Origin of the sequence: Kineobactrum salinum, assembly GCF_010669285.1 — a bacterium.
GTDB lineage: Bacteria > Pseudomonadota > Gammaproteobacteria > Pseudomonadales > Halieaceae > Kineobactrum > Kineobactrum salinum.
Genome location: NZ_CP048711.1, coordinates 3706104 through 3722063, shown reverse-complemented (window position 1 = coordinate 3722063; position 15960 = coordinate 3706104). Strand labels below are relative to the sequence as shown.

The 15960-nt window shown below is 62.4% G+C and carries 16 protein-coding genes; 8 read left to right on the top strand and 8 right to left on the bottom strand.

The annotated features are described in order from the left end of the window. Positions 1-60 precede the first annotated feature (60 nt). From G3T16_RS16585 to G3T16_RS16575, 3 genes are all read right to left on the bottom strand, one after another. Positions 61-2514, bottom strand: a complete 2454-nt coding sequence (locus G3T16_RS16585; protein WP_163496205.1) for a TonB-dependent receptor — start codon at positions 2512-2514, stop codon at positions 61-63. A gap of 318 nt (positions 2515-2832) precedes the next feature. Continuing rightward, positions 2833-3894, bottom strand: a complete 1062-nt coding sequence (locus G3T16_RS16580; protein WP_163496204.1) for a hypothetical protein — start codon at positions 3892-3894, stop codon at positions 2833-2835. Positions 3895-4023: 129 nt separating this feature from the next. After that, entirely contained in the window at positions 4024-4446 is a 423-nt protein-coding gene (locus tag G3T16_RS16575; RefSeq protein WP_163496203.1) for a DUF2946 family protein, read from the bottom strand. A 173-nt stretch (positions 4447-4619) separates the two neighbouring features. On the opposite strand from G3T16_RS16575, the gene G3T16_RS16570 reads away from it, so the two are divergent. Both G3T16_RS16570 and G3T16_RS16565 read left to right on the top strand, forming a co-directional pair. Then, entirely contained in the window at positions 4620-5309 is a 690-nt protein-coding gene (locus tag G3T16_RS16570) for a hypothetical protein (protein ID WP_163496202.1), read from the top strand. Positions 5310-5379: 70 nt separating this feature from the next. Further along, a complete protein-coding gene (locus G3T16_RS16565; RefSeq protein ID WP_163496201.1) occupies positions 5380-5877 on the top strand; it encodes an RDD family protein in 498 nt (165 codons plus the stop codon). Here the strand turns inward: G3T16_RS16565 and lptG are convergent. Genes lptG through G3T16_RS22570 form a run of 3 tightly spaced genes read right to left on the bottom strand, consistent with a single transcriptional unit; the run spans position 5861 to position 8023 of the window. Further along, complete coding sequence (lptG, locus tag G3T16_RS16560; protein WP_232059129.1) at positions 5861-6970, bottom strand: LPS export ABC transporter permease LptG; 1110 nt, start codon at positions 6968-6970, stop codon at positions 5861-5863. The two genes, G3T16_RS16565 and lptG, sit on opposite strands and share 17 nt — an antisense overlap. After that, positions 6909-7427 (bottom strand): LptF/LptG family permease, encoded by a 519-nt coding sequence (locus tag G3T16_RS22575; protein WP_269473238.1) that lies wholly within the window; start codon positions 7425-7427, stop codon positions 6909-6911. The genes lptG and G3T16_RS22575 overlap by 62 nt, the downstream gene beginning before the upstream one ends. Beyond that, a complete protein-coding gene (locus G3T16_RS22570; RefSeq protein WP_269473237.1) occupies positions 7427-8023 on the bottom strand; it encodes an LptF/LptG family permease in 597 nt (198 codons plus the stop codon). The genes G3T16_RS22575 and G3T16_RS22570 overlap by 1 nt, the downstream gene beginning before the upstream one ends. An 88-nt stretch (positions 8024-8111) precedes the next feature. Here G3T16_RS22570 and G3T16_RS16550 point away from each other — a divergent pair, with 88 nt between their 5' ends. The 6 genes from G3T16_RS16550 (at position 8112) to G3T16_RS16525 (ending at position 14364) form a co-directional block, all read left to right on the top strand. Further along, on the top strand, positions 8112-9605 hold the full coding sequence (locus G3T16_RS16550; protein WP_163496199.1) for a leucyl aminopeptidase: 1494 nt from the start codon (positions 8112-8114) through the stop codon (positions 9603-9605). Between the two features lies 1 nt (position 9606). Further along, complete coding sequence (locus G3T16_RS16545) at positions 9607-10026, top strand: DNA polymerase III subunit chi (protein ID WP_163496198.1); 420 nt, start codon at positions 9607-9609, stop codon at positions 10024-10026. A 43-nt stretch (positions 10027-10069) separates the two neighbouring features. Beyond that, on the top strand, positions 10070-12838 hold the full coding sequence (locus G3T16_RS16540; protein ID WP_163496197.1) for a valine--tRNA ligase: 2769 nt from the start codon (positions 10070-10072) through the stop codon (positions 12836-12838). A gap of 87 nt (positions 12839-12925) precedes the next feature. Then, positions 12926-13138 (top strand): cold-shock protein, encoded by a 213-nt coding sequence (locus tag G3T16_RS16535; protein WP_163496196.1) that lies wholly within the window; start codon positions 12926-12928, stop codon positions 13136-13138. 150 nt (positions 13139-13288) lie between these two features. Next, a complete protein-coding gene (locus G3T16_RS23410) occupies positions 13289-13732 on the top strand; it encodes a cold-shock protein (protein ID WP_163496195.1) in 444 nt (147 codons plus the stop codon). A 5-nt stretch (positions 13733-13737) separates the two neighbouring features. Next, entirely contained in the window at positions 13738-14364 is a 627-nt protein-coding gene (locus G3T16_RS16525; protein ID WP_232059128.1) for a class I SAM-dependent methyltransferase, read from the top strand. Here the strand turns inward: G3T16_RS16525 and G3T16_RS16520 are convergent. Together G3T16_RS16520 and G3T16_RS16515 are read right to left on the bottom strand one after the other, a co-directional pair. Continuing rightward, positions 14342-14983: a hypothetical protein gene (locus G3T16_RS16520; protein WP_163496194.1), complete on the bottom strand. Its 642-nt coding sequence runs from the start codon at positions 14981-14983 to the stop codon at positions 14342-14344. The genes G3T16_RS16525 and G3T16_RS16520 overlap by 23 nt on opposite strands. Then, positions 14965-15507 (bottom strand): hypothetical protein, encoded by a 543-nt coding sequence (locus tag G3T16_RS16515; RefSeq protein ID WP_163496193.1) that lies wholly within the window; start codon positions 15505-15507, stop codon positions 14965-14967. The genes G3T16_RS16520 and G3T16_RS16515 overlap by 19 nt, the downstream gene beginning before the upstream one ends. Positions 15508-15960 lie beyond the last annotated feature (453 nt).

The following is a 15960-nucleotide window of genomic DNA, read 5'->3' as shown; positions in this document are numbered from 1 at the left end:
CGAAAAGCCGCAGCGACAGCTGCGGCAGTGACGATGGTCCCGCTCAGACATCCTGTCCCGTCAGAAATTGTACTCGAGCGAGACGCCGTAGGTACGGGGCATGCCAACGGAGCGCGCGAAGCCTCCGTTGACACCGCCGAATGCCGCCGGATAGTAGTACTCATCGGTGAGATTGCGCGACCACAACAGGGCGCGCCAATCACCCGCCGCGTTGCCCAGGCCAAGTCGGGCGTTATAGAGTGTATAGGACTCAACCGAGTTCTGGGGACGCACCGGGTCGGGCATGTCATCAGTGTAGTTCATGTCACCACTGATACTCGCCACCAGGCCGTTGCCCACGCTCCATTCGTAGGTCGCCAGAATATTGTAGGAAAGCTCGGGTGCCTGGGGCAGCTCCTGACCAGAAGCATCCACCGTGATCACTTCACTCACCTGTCCGGTGGCAAAGTCGAAGGTGCCGTCGACGACCGCGTCCCAGCGCTTGATTTCGGTCTCGAGCCAGGAGGCGCCGGCCGCAATGACAAGACCGGATACCGGCGTCCACTGCAGATCGAACTCAAGGCCGGTGATTTCCGACTTGGGCACGTTGCCCAGCCCACCGATCGCGCCTACCGGTGTAATGGAACGCTCTGACTCCTGCTTGTCTTCATAATCATAGAAAAAGCCGGCAATGTTCAGCTGCATATTGCCGTCGAGCAGGGTCGACTTGAGGCCAAGCTCATACGCGGTCAGCTCTTCCGGCTTGTAGGGCTGCAACTGAGCCGTGGTGTTGGAATTGTTGCCATTGAAACCACCGGACTTGAAGCCGGTTGAGATCGTCGCGTAGCCCAGCAGATCCCCGCTGAATGCGTAATCCAGACCGGCACGCCACATCCACTTCTCCGTACTGATATCGGTTTCAAAGACCTGGAAGGCTTCGTTGACACGCGGCGTACCCGCCACACTCGAGATATTCGTGGGTGAGCCGGCGATATCGTTGAGTGTGCCGCAGTCGCCCGGCTGCAAGGTGCTGCCAAACTGGGCATTCCAGAAGCTGGCCAATGAGCCATCACCGGCGTCAAAAGTACAGCCGGCCCAGTCGCGTTTCTCTTCGGTATAGCGGGCACCCAGAGTCAGGCGAACCCGGTCAGTGAGCTGGTACTCAACCCGGCCGAAGGCCGCGGCGGACTCGGTCTCCTGCTTGTATTTGGTGTGCAGGCGATAAATGGGATTGGAGGCAAAAGGCAGGGGAAGGCCCCAGGCCGCTGCGCCATCACCGAACAGGGCGTCCTGCATGAAGAAATTGTAGAACTCGTCGACTTCATCCTCCGAGTAGTACAGCCCCGCAATCCAGAACATCTTGTTGCTCTCCCCCGACAGGCGCAGCTCCTGCGAGAATACGGAGAGATCGGTGATGTTGATATTTTCCTGAATCGAGAGATGCGTTCCGTCCACGTCATTGGTTTCAGAGCGCTCGAACTCATCGTAGCTGGTGATCGAGGTCAGCGTTGCCCAGTCGAGGTTCCACTCCAGCTTGCCATAGATACCGTAGCGCTGGTTGTCGCGCTCGGGCCGGAGACTGACGGTTTCGCCATTCAGTGGGCTGGTCCACTCATTGGTCCAGTCCGCGCGGCGATTGTCGCCTGTGGAATACCAGGGTGGCGTCTCGCCAAAATTGCTGCCCGTGGGCAAGCGGTACTGGTCCAGACCATTGTAGGGAACACTGAACTCCTCGATACCGATGTCCCTGCCATCATAGGCCGTTTGGGCCATATTGTCGGAACGGTCGTCACCGTAGCTGGCGCTGATCAGCAGGCTGGCGTCCTGGTTCAGGTCAAAATTCAGCTGGCCACGCACGGCCATGACGTCCTTCTCACCCAATGTGTCGCCGGGCCGGGTCAGACTTTTCTGCCAGCCTTCACCGGACTGGACGGTACGAAAGGCAAAACGCCCCTGCACACCTTCCGTGAGTGGGCCACTGACATGCCCCTCCACATTAAGCTCCTGGAAGCGGCCATAACTTCCCAGAATGCCGGCCTCAAACTGGTCGGTGGGCTTGTTGGAAATGTAGTTGATCTGCCCGGCAGTCGTGTTGCGCCCATACAGGTCACCCTGGGGGCCCTTCAGTACCTCGACTCGCTGGATATCGAACAGGGCACCACGCGACATCACCGTGTAGGGAATGGCGACTTCATCAAAGTAGATACCCACGGTCGAGGAGCTCGAGGTTGTCAAATCCTGAAAGCCCACGCCGCGGATGGTATAGACCGGGACGCCGGTGGCGCCGGCTGCGTTCACCGAAAGTCCGGGCGTGTAGGTCGCGATGTCTTCCGCGGAAAGGATGCCGAGGTCGCGCAGGGTCTCCCCGGCAAAGGCGTTGACAGTAATGCCCAGGTCGTTGATTCCCTGAGCCCGCTTCTGCGCGGTGACAACCACTTCCTCGATCTGGGCAGCGACCTGCCCGGTCGCGCCAACACCCAACGCGGCGGCTATTCCGCAGGAATACAACTGCGTCAACGTTTTGAATCTGGACATACGCTAAATTCCCCTTTGAATAATTAGCTGGTGCCGCGCACTGCTGCGGTCCGGGATATCTCCTGGCGAAATCCCCATTTGCAGCGCACATCGCGGCGGCGCAATCAGGAAAGACTGCACTTTATTCGTCGATTGACCAATACTTGCTGAAGTGTCCCACAGGAAGTGGCAAATGGGTTAGCTTCTGCGTGAAGCCGATTCTTGACTTAGAGCGAAGCGGGCACCAGCGATGGACACATGAAGGTGAACTTCGCTGGCGCCGGGCGGGCTTATTTCACGCAAGCACCGTGGCAGGTATTTCCGGCGGGTCAAGCCGTGTCAGAAAGCATAGCTCAGACTCAGGTTGAGGCCGTCATCACGATCGAGCTGGTAGCCGTTGACGTTGGCGTTGATCTTGCCTGTCCACTCCAGGCCCAGGCGCACCCCGGCGGCAACACCCTGCTGCATTGCCAGGTTGAGGCCCAGGCCGTAGTCCAGAAACTCGCCGCCGTAGTTGGCCTGCAGGTCAGGCGGGCTACCGTGATTGTGGGCCCCATTGTAGTGACCGTCGATATCGCCCTCCTTGCTGTAGCGCAGGCGCAGCGACAGGCTGAGCCAGTCCGCCACCCGGTAGGCACCCCAGGTGGTAGCGCCGTACTTCTCGCCAAATGCGAAACCGGCTTCGTTTTCACTCTCCATGGGCAGGCGTGCGGAGAGCTGGGCGCCCCAGCTCAAACGGTCCCGGCCTCCGTTGTAGGTCACGGAGGGCAGGAGGTCCCAGGTACCACTGCCCAGTTGCATGCCGTAGTGGACATAACTGCCGTCGGCGTTCTTTTCCTTCACCGAGCCTGTCGGCACACTGACAGCCAGCGTCGAGTGCAGCCGGTAATCCTGGCCATCGGCAATGCGGAACAGGCCACCGAAAATGGTATCGCCCAGTCCCGAGGTGCCGTGGTCATGGCCAGCCATGCCGTGCTGGCCGTGTCCGTCGCCGGTGTCACCGGTACCATCCATGGCCGTTGCGGTCGCCTTCATCGACATGTCCATCGACATGTACTGAGGCATCAGCATCAGCGTCAGGTCGTCGGATACGGCGTACATGATGTCCAGCATGTGCATGTCCATGGTCATGCCTGTGGGCATCATGGTGTAACCGGCTGCGCTCAGCTCGGCCGCACCGACCCTGTCGGAGCCGTGACGCATGCCCTTCTGATCCTCGCGCATGTAGCGATAGCCGAACATCCACTCGCCTGTTGCATGCAGATGATCGGCCATCACCCCCGCAGGAGCATGGGATTCAGGCAGATAGGCAGGGCTATCAGCATGCGCCAGTGCCAGCGACGCGGAGAGTTGAGATACAAGGCCGGCGGAGGCCAGCAGGGTTTTGCGGAAAGTGTGCATCAGATAGTTCCTATAATGGAACGGCCACTGCCGTCCTGTCCGGCAGATACGCCGGACGGAGGGTAGCCGCCCGTCGATAATCCACGACAAGGCAAGCCTCGTCGCAAAGCGAATAAAGTTGTGAACGTGCTAAACGAGGTCGATGACGGGCGGTGCGCGCGAGGGTGGTTGCAGGTAGTCGCGTTGCCGCGAGGGAAGAAATGCCGGGACAGCAACCGGCGGAACGGCATTCCGGGCCAGCCGCGGAAGGTCCAGCGCCGGCGCGGGCGCCACCCCGACACCGGCAGAGAAGCCGCAATGATTGTCGGCAAAGGCCTGCGCGGTGGCATCGTCGTGGTTATGCGCAGCACCGTGATGAGCATGCTGATGCGAGGCCAGCGCCTTCAGCAACAGAGCGCTGCGGCTGTCCCCGTGGCAGTAGTCGTATGGTGTACCTGCGGCCAGGGACGCGGGCATGAAGCCCGCCGGCGCCAGGCCCCGTACCGTCAGGAAACAGCTCAGCAACAGCAGGGTCAGCCAGGGCCCGGGTTGGCGGCCTCTGGCTATTGACAATGTTGGTGACTGACTGGGTCGATGCACGTCCGGCGTACTTGGCTGCAACAGGAGCGGCAAGGATATAGGGCTGACCGGGGGGCGTCCAGCGCCGCCCCTGAAGCTGGGCCCGAACGGGCGCGTCGCCCCCGCGGCGGCTATACTGGAAGCGAATCCGAACAAGGGGACAAGTCATGGAACCGCGCTACAACATCTATTTCGATGGTCAACTGCTGGACGGCCATACCAGTGCCGAGGTCAGGGCGCGGCTGGCCCGGCTGTTCAAGGCCGACGAAGCGACTCTGGACAAACTGTTCAGCGGCAAGCTGCAACTGCTCAAGCGCGACTGTGACAAGGCCACCGCGCTGCACTACAAACAGGCCCTGGAACGCGCCGGGGCCCGCCCGCTTGTCAGGCAGAGCGCTGTTGACAGTCCTCCCCCCGCTGCCGGGACGACGGACGCAATCACCCTCGCCCCGGCCGGCACCGAGGTATTGCGACCCGGAGAGCGCAGCCAGACTCCGGCGCCGCAGGTACAAGCACCGGATTTCGAGCTGGCAAGCGCTGGCACCCGCCTGGCCGCGACCGGCGCCACACCACCCGCGGCGCCCGATGTGAGCCATCTCGGCCTGGCAGCCCTGGGTGAGCCCCTGGCCGCCGCCCGGCAGCCCGTGCCGGAAGCGGTCAATATTGACCCGGAAATCCTGTTGGCAGCGCCCGATTCAGATTTCAGCGACTGCGCCCGGGCCGAAGCGCCGGAGCCGGCCCTGGACCTGTCAGGCCTGGAACTGGCCCCCAGCGGCGCCGATGTGCTGGAGGAAAAGTACCGGCGCCGGCCGGCTGTTGCGGTCCCCGACACCGGCAAGCTCAGGCTGGAGCCATAGCCGCGGTCGAGCGGCCGCTACGCCGCAGCGACACTCCCCCCGCGTCGGCCATGATGCTAGACTGCGCACCATGCCCACATCCTCACTCCCAGGCACTCCCGCCCTGCCACGACGCTTACTGGCCCTGCTTTACGACACCCTGCTCGTGATCCCGTTGATTGGTGTCACGGTGGCGCTCGCCACCGTGGTGTCGATGGCGTTGAGCGGCAACAGCGCGGCGGGAGACTATTACCAGCTGCATCCGCAGTGGGTGCAGCTGATCGCATTCGGCTGCGTGGTGACCTTCTGCACCGCCTTCTGGCACAAGAGTGGCCAGACCCTGGGCATGCAGGCCTGGCGGGTAAAGCTGGTGGACAGCTCGGGCGCGCCTCCCACGGTGGGTCGCTGCGTCTTGCGTTGTGCTGGCGCCCTGCTGTCGGCGGCCTGTCTCGGCCTGGGTTACGCATGGTGTCTGGTGGACCGGCGCGGGCGCTACTGGCACGATTACTTCAGTGGCACTGAACTGCTGCTGCTGCCCAAAGCCGCCAAGCGGGCAGCGCAGGCCAAGCCTGTCAGCGAGTCCGGGTAAGCAGCAACAGACCGGCCGCCAGGCAGATCAGAATCGGCACCAGCGCTGCATACATCGGCGAGAACCCGAACACCAGGCTGGCCGGACCGAGCAGATCCTGGCTGATCCGGAACACGATCCCCACCAGAACCCCCGCGAATATCCGCAAACCCATGGTGCCATCGCGCAGCGGGCCAAAAATGAACGAGATGCCAACCAGCACCAGACCGGCAATCGCCAGCGGCTGCAGCAGTTTACGCCACAGCGCCAGCTCGAAATCGTCGGCTTCCAGGCCCTGCTGCTGCAGATAGCGACTGTAGCGATACAGGTCCAGCAGCGGCAGCCGCTCGGGCGCCACCACCTCCATCGTGAGCAGCTGCGGTGTGATGCCTGTATCCCAGCGCAGTGTGGGGTGATGGCTCTGGCTGGTCGCCCAGCTGCTGAAATCGGTCTTGACCACCTGCTCCATCACCCAGTGATCCTGCTCGAAGGTGGCACGCTGTGCGCGCAGCGCAGACTGCATGCGTTGCCGCTCATCGAACTGAAGCAGGGTAACCCCATAGACGATACCATCGGGCTCGAGCGCATTAAAATGCAAAAAGCTGTTGCCTTCCCGGTTCCACAGCCCATAGCGGCCGGCAACCCCCTCGCCCGGATTCAGAGCGATTGCGCGGCGGCTCTGCGCCAGTTGCTCGGCCTTCGGGGCAATGTATTCTCCCAGGACAAAGCCGATCAGGGCCACCAGAATCGCCGCCTTCATCACAATCCAGACCAGCCGCGCAACGGACACCCCGGCACCGCGCATGATCACGAGTTCGCTGGCACTGGCCAGCTGCCCCAGGCCCACCATGCAACCGATCAGGGCCGCAAAGGGAATGTATTCATAGAACCGGCCCGGCACCGTCAGCAGCACATAGAAACCTGCCTCGGTCACGGTATAGCTGGGGCTGAGATCGCCGGACTCATCTATAAATGCTGACATGGCATCAATACCAACGATCACCAGCAATACCAGCGCCACGGCACTGAGCACGGTGTGGCCGATATAGCGGTCAAGCAGGTACACGCGCACTTCCACCACGGCGGTGACGCAGCTGCTGCCAGATCCGGCCACCGTAAAGCAACATTCCCGCCAGTAGCAGGAACAGCAGATGCACCCGCCACAGCAGCCATGGGCCGCCGCCCTCTTCCATGGAGGAGCGGCCATTGCTCAGCAGGATCAGGTAGGCCAGATAGAGGAAGAACGCCGGCGCCATCTTGATATAGCGGCCGCGCCGATGATCGGTCCGGCTCAGACACAGGGCAATGATCGCCACGATGGGCACGGTTGCCGGCAACGACAGGCGCCAGTGCAGGGCCGCCACGTCTTCCCTGCGATCCGACTCCAGCAATGCCGCAGTGGGCCGACCATCCACTGGCGCGGCGGAGCGGATACCGCCCTCGGGCTCGGGAATCCGTTCGCCGAAGCTGTCGAACCGGACTACCTGGTAATCCAGCCGTCCGGGCAGCCCCTGGTAGCGATAGCCGTTGCGCAGCTCGAGATAGCGGGCCCCGGACAGCGGATCAGTCACTATCTCGCCCTCTTCCGCAAAGGTGACCACCAACTGCGATTGCGCCCCTTCCCCCCTTCCTGCTGGGCCAGAAAAACCGAACGCATGACGCCGGTATCGGGCGATATGGTCTGTGCGTAGCTCACCAACCCACTGTCCTTGCGCCTCTGGAAGCGCCCCTCCGTCAGCGTCTGCAGACTCTGCGCGGCGCCCGGATCATCCAGCAGAGCTCTCGACTGGGTAGCTCCCAGTGGTGTCACCCACAGGCTCAGCAACGCCACCAGAGCCATCACTAATGCGGCCGGCACCAGGGTGTACAGCGCCAGCCGGCTCGGGCTGACACCACAGGCCGCCAGTACCACCATCTCGCTTTCAACGTACAAGCGCCCGTAGGCCATCAGGATGCCGATGAACAGGCCCAGCGGCAAAATGAGCTCAAGGAAACCAGGCAGGCGGAAGAACATCACCGGCAGCAGGATGTCAGCCGCGAGATTGCCAACCGCGGCCTCGGCCAGATATTTGACGAAGCGCCCGCTGAAAATGATCACCAGCAGGGTGAAACTCACTGCCGTAGTATGCAGCAGTACATCGCGTGCGAGGTATCCAAGGATTTTCATTGGTAGCCCAATAAATGGCGCCCGGTGTTCAGTTTAGGTGCCGCTCATCATACACTAGGGCCACGCAAAAAACTGACAGGGGAACCTCATGCCGACAACACTACGCTTCACTGCCCGCCAGACAGCGGCCATCGTCAAGGCCAAAAGCCAGTGCGTCATCGTCCCGGTGTTCGCCGGCACGCTGTCCGCCGCGGCCGAAGCTCTCGACGGCGCCGCCGGTGGAGCGATCAGCACTGCTCTGAAGCTGGGTGATTTCAAGGGCAAGGCCGGCCAGACCCTGATGCTGCCCGGCCACGGCAGTGCCGCAAGGATTTTGTTGCTGGGCTGTGGCGAACGCGAGAAGCTTGATCGCGCCACCGTGCGCGAAGCAGTGCAGGCACTGTGCACGGCCCTGGGCAACAGCGGTGCGAAGGACGCGCTGCTGGATGGACAGGAGCTGCAGGGCGGTGACGCGGATCTAGCCTGGGTACTGGAATACCTCGCGCGCAGTCTGGTAAGTCACACCTATCGCTACACGACCACTGTATCCAAGCCCAAAGAGGCGATGACGCTGCAGCGCCTGTATGTCAATCCCGGCAAGGCCCTGGCGACAAGTGCCGCGCAACGGGCCCTGGATGTTGGCGCCGCGATCGGCCGCGGCATCAATCACGCCCGCGAGCTGGGCAACCTGCCGGGCAATATCTGTACCCCGGGCTATCTCGCCAAAGAGGCCCGCAAGCTGGGTCGCGGCAAGGGCAAGGTGCGGGCCCAGATTCTCGAAGAAAAGAAGATGCGCGAGCTGGGCATGGGCGCACTGCTGTCAGTCTCGGCCGGCAGCGACCAACCCGCCAAGCTGATTGTGCTCGAATACCGGGGCGGCAAGGCGGGAGCGGCGCCCTACGTCCTGGTGGGCAAGGGCATTACCTTTGACAGCGGCGGCATCTCGCTGAAGCCGGGCGCCAAGATGGACGAGATGAAATACGACATGTGTGGCGCAGCCAGTGTGCTGGGTACGCTGCAGGCGGTGATCGAGCTGGGTCTGCCGCTGAATGTGACCGCGGTTATCGCCGCGGCGGAGAACATGCCCAGTGGACGCGCCACCAAGCCAGGGGATGTGGTAACCAGCATGGCAGGCAAGACCATTGAGGTGCTAAACACCGATGCCGAGGGACGCCTGGTGCTGTGCGATGCACTGACTTACGCCGGCCGCTTCAAGCCCGCCGCCGTGATCGACATCGCCACCCTCACTGGCGCCTGCGTCATTGCGCTGGGCTCTCACGCCTCGGGACTGTATGCCAATGACGAGGCGCTGGCCACCCAGTTGCTGAGCGCGGGCGAAAGCAGCCATGACCGCGCCTGGCGCATGCCGCTGTGGGAGGAATACCGCAAGCAGCTCAACAGCAATTTTGCCGATCTGGCCAATATCGGCGGGGCGGAGGCAGGCAGCGTTACCGCCGCCTGCTTCCTGGCTCAGTTCACCGACGACTACCCATGGGCCCACCTCGATATCGCCGGGGCCGGCTGGAACAGCTCGCCCAAGGGCGCAACGGGACGCCCGGTGGCACTGCTCACCCACTATCTGCTGGACCGGACCGGAGCCTGAAGTGACCCGGGTCGGCTTCTATGTGGTAGCGGCGACCCACCCCGGCGGCCGCCTGCAGGTCGCGACGCGCCTGGCAGACAAGGCCTTCCAGCGCGGCCACCGGATCTACATCAATGCCTGCGACGAGTCCCAGGCCCGGCAGCTGGATGCATTGCTGTGGGAGTTTCGGCCCGCCAGTTTCCTGCCTCACGGACTCCCCGGGGTGGCGGGCTGCGAGCGGATAGCCATCGGCTGGGAGCAGGACCCGGGCTCCCACACCGATCTGCTGATCAACCTGCAGCCCGGTATTCCGCCTTTTTTCAGCCGCTTTCACCGGGTGGCCGAAATCGTCACCCAGGAAGCCGAGAGCCTGGCGATCCAGCGCCAGTCCTGGCGCTTCTACAAGGCCCGCGGCTATCAATTGGAAAAACACGACCTCTGAGGCGTATAATCGCGCCCTTTTCCGACCCCGGACAGCCAACGTAATGGACAAGACATTCCAGCCTGCCAATATTGAAACCCGCTGGTATCAGCATTGGGAGGCCGCGGGTTATTTCAAGCCCCAGGGTGGCGACAAGGCCTTCAGCATCATGATCCCGCCGCCCAATGTGACGGGCAGCCTGCACATGGGCCACGGCTTCCAGGAAAGCATCATGGACGCCCTGATCCGCTACCACCGCATGTGCGGCGACAACACCCTGTGGCAGGTTGGCACCGATCACGCCGGCATCGCGACCCAGATGCTGGTTGAGCGTCAGCTGGAGGCCAGTGGCAGCAGCCGCCACGAGCTGGGGCGCGAAGCCTTCATTGAGAAGGTCTGGGAATGGAAGCGCGAGTCCGGTGGCACAATCACCCGCCAGCTGCGGCGCCTGGGTGCATCGCTGGATTGGTCGCGGGAGCGCTTTACGATGGATGCGGGCCTGAGCCATGCGGTCCAGGAAGTGTTCATTCGGCTGTATCGCGAGGGCCTGATCTACCGTGGCCAGCGCCTGGTGAACTGGGACCCGGCCCTGCATACGGCGATTTCCGATCTCGAGGTCATGGCCGAGGAAGAACCGGGCCAGCTGTGGCACTTCCGCTATCCGCTGGTCGGCGACACTGGCCACGTCATCGTCGCCACCACCCGGCCGGAAACCATGCTGGGCGATACCGCAGTCGCGGTGCATCCGGACGACGAGCGCTACCGCCACCTGATTGGCCGGCTGGTGGAGCTGCCCCTGACCGGACGCCAGATTCCAGTCATCGCCGATGACTATGTAGACCCCGAATTTGGTACTGGCTGTGTCAAGATCACGCCCGCCCACGATTTCAATGATTACGAAATGGGCAAGCGCCACAACCTGCAAATGATCAACATCCTCGACCAGAATGCGGTGATCAACGACAACGCACCGGCGGACTATCGCGGACTGGACCGCTTCGTCGCCCGCGAACGGGTGGTAGCCGACCTGCAGGCCCTGGGACTGCTGGACAAGGTCGCCGATCACACACTCAAGGTTCCCCGCGGCGACCGCTCCGGCGTGGTGATCGAACCCTGGCTGACCGAACAGTGGTACGTCGATGCCCGCAAGCTGGCCGGGCCCGCGATCGCCGCCGTCGAAAATGGCGCAGTGGAGTTTGTGCCCAAACAATGGGAGAACACTTATTTTGCCTGGATGCGCGACATTCAGGACTGGTGCATCAGCCGCCAGCTGTGGTGGGGGCACCGCATTCCGGCCTGGTACGACGAGGCCGGCAACATCTACGTCGGCGCCAGCGAGGCGGATGTGCGCCGCGACCACCAGCTGGATGCCGGCGTGACCCTGCGCCAGGACGAGGACGTGCTCGACACCTGGTTCTCCTCCGCGCTGTGGACCTTCTCTACCCAGGGCTGGCCGCAACAGACGCAGGATCTGAAACTGTTCCATCCCAGCTCGGTGCTGGTCACCGGCTTCGACATCATCTTTTTCTGGGTCGCCAGAATGATCATGATGACCCTGCATTTCATGGATGAAGTGCCGTTCCACAAAGTCTATGTCCACGGTCTGGTGCGCGACGCCGAGGGCCAGAAAATGTCCAAGTCCAAGGGCAATGTGCTGGATCCCATCGACCTGATCGATGGCATCGACCTGGAAAGCCTGGTCGGCAAGCGCACGGCCGGATTGATGCAGCCACAGCTGGCCAGGAAGATCGAGCAGGCGACCCGGCGCCAGTTCCCCGACGGTATCGAGTCCTACGGCACCGATGCGCTGCGCTTCACCTTCTACTCGCTGGCCTCCACCGGCCGCGACATCAGGTTCGACATCGGCCGCATCGAGGGCCATCGCAACTTTTGCAACAAGATCTGGAACGCGGCGCGCTATGTTTTGATGAACTGCGAGCAACAGGATTGCGGCAGTGATGACAGCCTGCCGGTGACACTGAGCCTGGCTGACCGCTGGATACAGTCGCGTCTGCAGCAAACCGCACTCGAAGTGGAGCATGCCATTACCCAGTTTCGCTTTGACCATGCGACCCAGGCGCTGTATGAGTTTATCTGGAATGAGTACTGCGACTGGTATCTGGAACTGTCCAAGCCGGTCCTGTGGGACGATCAGGCCAGTGCTGAGGCCCTGCGGGGCACCCGTCGTACCCTGATCCGGGTGCTGGAAACCTGGTTGCGGCTGTTGCACCCGTTCATGCCGTTTATCACCGAGGAGATCTGGCAGCGGGCCGCCCCGCTGGCCGGCAAATCCGGTCCTACCATCATGCTGCAGCCCTATCCCCACAGCGAGGACAAAGCCATAGACAGCGCTGCAAATGCAGATATAGAATGGCTCAAAAGCATTATCGTCGGTGTTCGGAACATCCGTGGAGAAATGAACATCGCCCCCGGGCGCCTGCTCTCGCTGCTGTGCAGAAATGGCAGTGACAGCGATGCCGGGCGGCTGCGTGACAATGCATCGTACCTGAAAAAACTGGCCAGGCTGGAGCGCATAGACTGGCTGAAGGCAGACGAAGAAGCGCCGGTTGCGGCCACCGCGCTGGTCGGGGAGCTGGAGATTCTGGTGCCGATGGCCGGGCTGATAGACAAGGATCAGGAACTCGCGCGCCTGAACCGGGAAATCGGCAAGCTCGAAAACGAGCTGGCGCGGCTGGAGAAAAAATTGGGGAACAGCGCTTTTGTCGACAAGGCGCCTGCGGAAGTCGTTGCCAAAGAGCGCGACAAACTGCAGTCACAGCAGCATGCGCTGGGCAAGTTGCGCGGTCAGGCGGAGCACATTGCCCGCCTGTAAGCACCTCGGTGACAGATTTTCAAGGACGTCACGGCGATGGCCGCGGCGGATAATAAAAAGGCAGTGGGCAACACCGAGGAAAGCGGTATGAGTGAACGTGTAAGCGGCACGGTAAAGTGGTTCAATAACGCCAAGGGGTTTGGTTTCATTACCCGGGAAGAAAGTAGTGACGATGTATTCGTCCATTTTCGTTCCATCCAGGGAGAGGGCTATCGCACCCTCAATGAGGGGCAGGAAGTTGAGTTCAACCTGGTCGAAGGTCCCAAGGGACTGCAGGCCGAGGATGTACAGAAGCGATGATTCGGCGCGGCTAAGGCCGGCGCTTCGCTTCAATACGCCCCGCGGCTGACGCCCTGAACCGGGCGCAGTCTCCGTCCCCCCAGCAGCACTGCGGCGCCTACCGTGCCGCAGTGCTGTTGTACGCATTTCAAACGCAACGAGAGGACCACAATGCAGTTTTTTGTCAAACTTGTTATCAGTCTTGTTATCGCCGCCCTGGCATCCACACTCGCCACTGCTCTTCAGGGCGGCACGTTTCCCGACTTTATCCTGTTGACCTGCTTCGCGCTGGCAACCGTGGCGACCGTTGTACTCGCCCCCCTGGTTCCAGCTCGGCTCAATGCCCACCCGCCCAGTGCGGCCAGGACGGCCAGGGACGACAATTCCGGCAATTCGCGTGAACAGGGCACGGTGAAATGGTTCAACAGCGCCAAGGGTTTTGGTTTTATCATCAGGGACGACGGCGAGGAGATTTTTGTCCACTTCCGGGCCATATGCGGTGAAGGAGAGGGCCGGCGCAGCCTGCGCGACGGTCAGCGGGTGGCATTCCACACCGCCAGCAGCGACAAGGGGCCACAGGCCGAGGACGTGGAAATACTGGATCGGGCGGGCTGACACAGGTGACCACGCGCACAAAGACCAGGACCGAGCGCCGCTTCCGCGGCATGATCATGCCCACTGCATCACATCCGGCAATCCGCCGGGTTCGGCGTCAGGGCAAGCACCCATCCATTCACGGCAACAAATTGTGGAAATCCAGCTGTCTGTTGCTGGATTACCTGGGCAAGCACCCGCCCAGCCACAGTGGCACGGTGCTGGATGCCGGCTGTGGCTGGGGTATTGCCGGCATCTGGTGTGCCTCCAGGCTCGGAGCCGAGGTCACCTCAATGGACGCGGATCCCGACGTATTTCCCTATCTGGAAACCGTAGCGACGCTCAACGGCGTAGAGACGCGCCATCTGGTGAAGCGCTTCGAACAACTCACCGTTCGTGAGCTGGCTCACTACGACATGCTGATCGCAGCGGATATCTGCTTCTGGGACGAACTGGTCAAGCCCGTTACCAACCTGGTGAATCGCGCGGTGCGCGCGGGCGTCAAGCACATCGTCATCGCCGACCCGGAACGCTCCACTTTCCTGGAGATGGCCCAGGGTTGCATTCAGCGTCACTGCGCCGACCTGCTGCCCTGGCGTTGCCGCGGCAGCGTAGAGGCGCGCGGGGCGATCATGGTGATTGAAAACGCTTGATCGCCTCCCGATCCAGATAACGGTAGCTGCGCTCAAGCCCGGTGGCAGTCACCGCCTGACCGTTGTCGAAGCGTGGCCGGAATCGGGTTGCCAACAAGCTGCGGTACAGACGCATGGCAAAACCCTTGTGTTCCTCATCTTCGGCATCGGTCTCCAGATTGCGGGCGCGACCATCTGCCGACACATCGTAGCGCGCCGCCAATGAAATTCCGCCTGTGCCCGGATCGCGCAGGAACACCCCATTGTCAGGCAGCTCCACCGGCTCGGCAAACCATTCCTGCAGCAGCGTGCTCTGGCCGGTCTCGATCAGGTGGCCTGCCAGAGCGGCGTAGTCCTCCCGGGCCCGATGCCGATTGCCGTTCCATTGGTGCCAGTCCGCCAGCGCCAGCCAGGCGCGGGCCTGCAGAACCTGACTGCCGGCCCCCGCGCCAGCAATGAAATCCGTCAGCAGGGAGGCACCCTGCGCCACCGCGTTGCGCTGAATGCTCAGCAGCCGCTGCTGGTGGATGTCCAGTTCCTGCTGTTGCTGCTGTTGCCGGTAAAATGGCGACGCCGTCATGCTGTCGCGCAGATCCAGCCGAGGCTGTACCAGCGCTTGTATCAGATACAGATTGCGCAACTGACTGGCGACCAGGCGCCAGTGTTCCGCCGCCGGGAGAGCCCCCCTGCGGTCACTGTCTCCTCCAGCACTCGGGCGTTGTGTTCGTACAGGCGCAGCAGGCGCCTGTCGGCACTGCTGTCGAGTTGCCGCCGCAGCGCCTCCCGCTGCCAGCGGAAATACTCCAGTGTCACCCCGATCCCCTGGTCCTGCGGCGCACCCGCAATCCGGTGGTAGTAGTCATAGCGCTGATCCAGACCCTGCCAGTCGCCGAGACTCCGGTGCACTGTCAGCAGGTTCTGTACCAGCGGCAGCTGACGTTCGCTCAGCAGCCCATCGTTGATCCGCACAATGTGCAGAGCCTGGCGATACAGCTGCCCCGCCTGCGCAAACTGCCCCGCATTCAGATGCAGGTGCCCCAGATCCATCAGCGGTTCCTCAAGGCCCGCGGCATAGGGGCCCTGATCCAGCTCGAGCTGTTCCAGCCGCTGCAGATGGCGGGCACCGTCCTCCCCGATATCGCTGTCGGCAGTTGCAAGCGGCACAAGCAGGGGCCCGGGGGTGATTCATCCTGCCAGCTGTGGCCGAGACGGACGAAGCTCTTGCCGTAACTGGCGCCCGGGTCGGCCGCTACCGGCGCAGCCAGCAGCGCTGACAAAAGTACTGACAGAGCCGTCGGGCCCAAGCGCAGAGAGCTGGAGCGCATGGTCTGGATCCTCGCCTGAAATGGCAGTCGTTGCGATACTATACTGACAGCGGGCAGCGGCGGGAATTCCTGTTCCTGGTTCTTTCCCTTCCAAAGACGGCCTGGCCACCGCCAGGCGAGCAGCGGCAACCCCGCAACACCTCTTCGATACCCACCACAGCAAATAGGGTGCGTTGAGGCACGAAACGCACCAGGTACCGCAAACCCATAGGGTGCGTTGAGGCACGAAACGCACCAGATACCACAAACCCATAGGGTGCGTTGAGACACGAAACGCACCAGGTACCGCAAA

Excerpts from the sequence above, each read along its gene's own strand:
- G3T16_RS16585 (WP_163496205.1), bottom strand. The coding sequence starts at position 2,514 with ATGTCCAGATTCAAAACGTTGACGCAGTTGTATTCCTGCGGAATAGCC.
- G3T16_RS16580 (WP_163496204.1), bottom strand. The coding sequence starts at position 3,894 with ATGCACACTTTCCGCAAAACCCTGCTGGCCTCCGCCGGCCTTGTATCT.
- G3T16_RS16570 (WP_163496202.1), top strand. The coding sequence starts at position 4,620 with ATGGAACCGCGCTACAACATCTATTTCGATGGTCAACTGCTGGACGGC.
- G3T16_RS16565 (WP_163496201.1), top strand. The coding sequence starts at position 5,380 with ATGCCCACATCCTCACTCCCAGGCACTCCCGCCCTGCCACGACGCTTA.
- G3T16_RS22570 (WP_269473237.1), bottom strand. The coding sequence starts at position 8,023 with ATGAAAATCCTTGGATACCTCGCACGCGATGTACTGCTGCATACTACG.
- G3T16_RS16550 (WP_163496199.1), top strand. The coding sequence starts at position 8,112 with ATGCCGACAACACTACGCTTCACTGCCCGCCAGACAGCGGCCATCGTC.
- G3T16_RS16540 (WP_163496197.1), top strand. The coding sequence starts at position 10,070 with ATGGACAAGACATTCCAGCCTGCCAATATTGAAACCCGCTGGTATCAG.
- G3T16_RS16535 (WP_163496196.1), top strand. The coding sequence starts at position 12,926 with ATGAGTGAACGTGTAAGCGGCACGGTAAAGTGGTTCAATAACGCCAAG.
- G3T16_RS23410 (WP_163496195.1), top strand. The coding sequence starts at position 13,289 with ATGCAGTTTTTTGTCAAACTTGTTATCAGTCTTGTTATCGCCGCCCTG.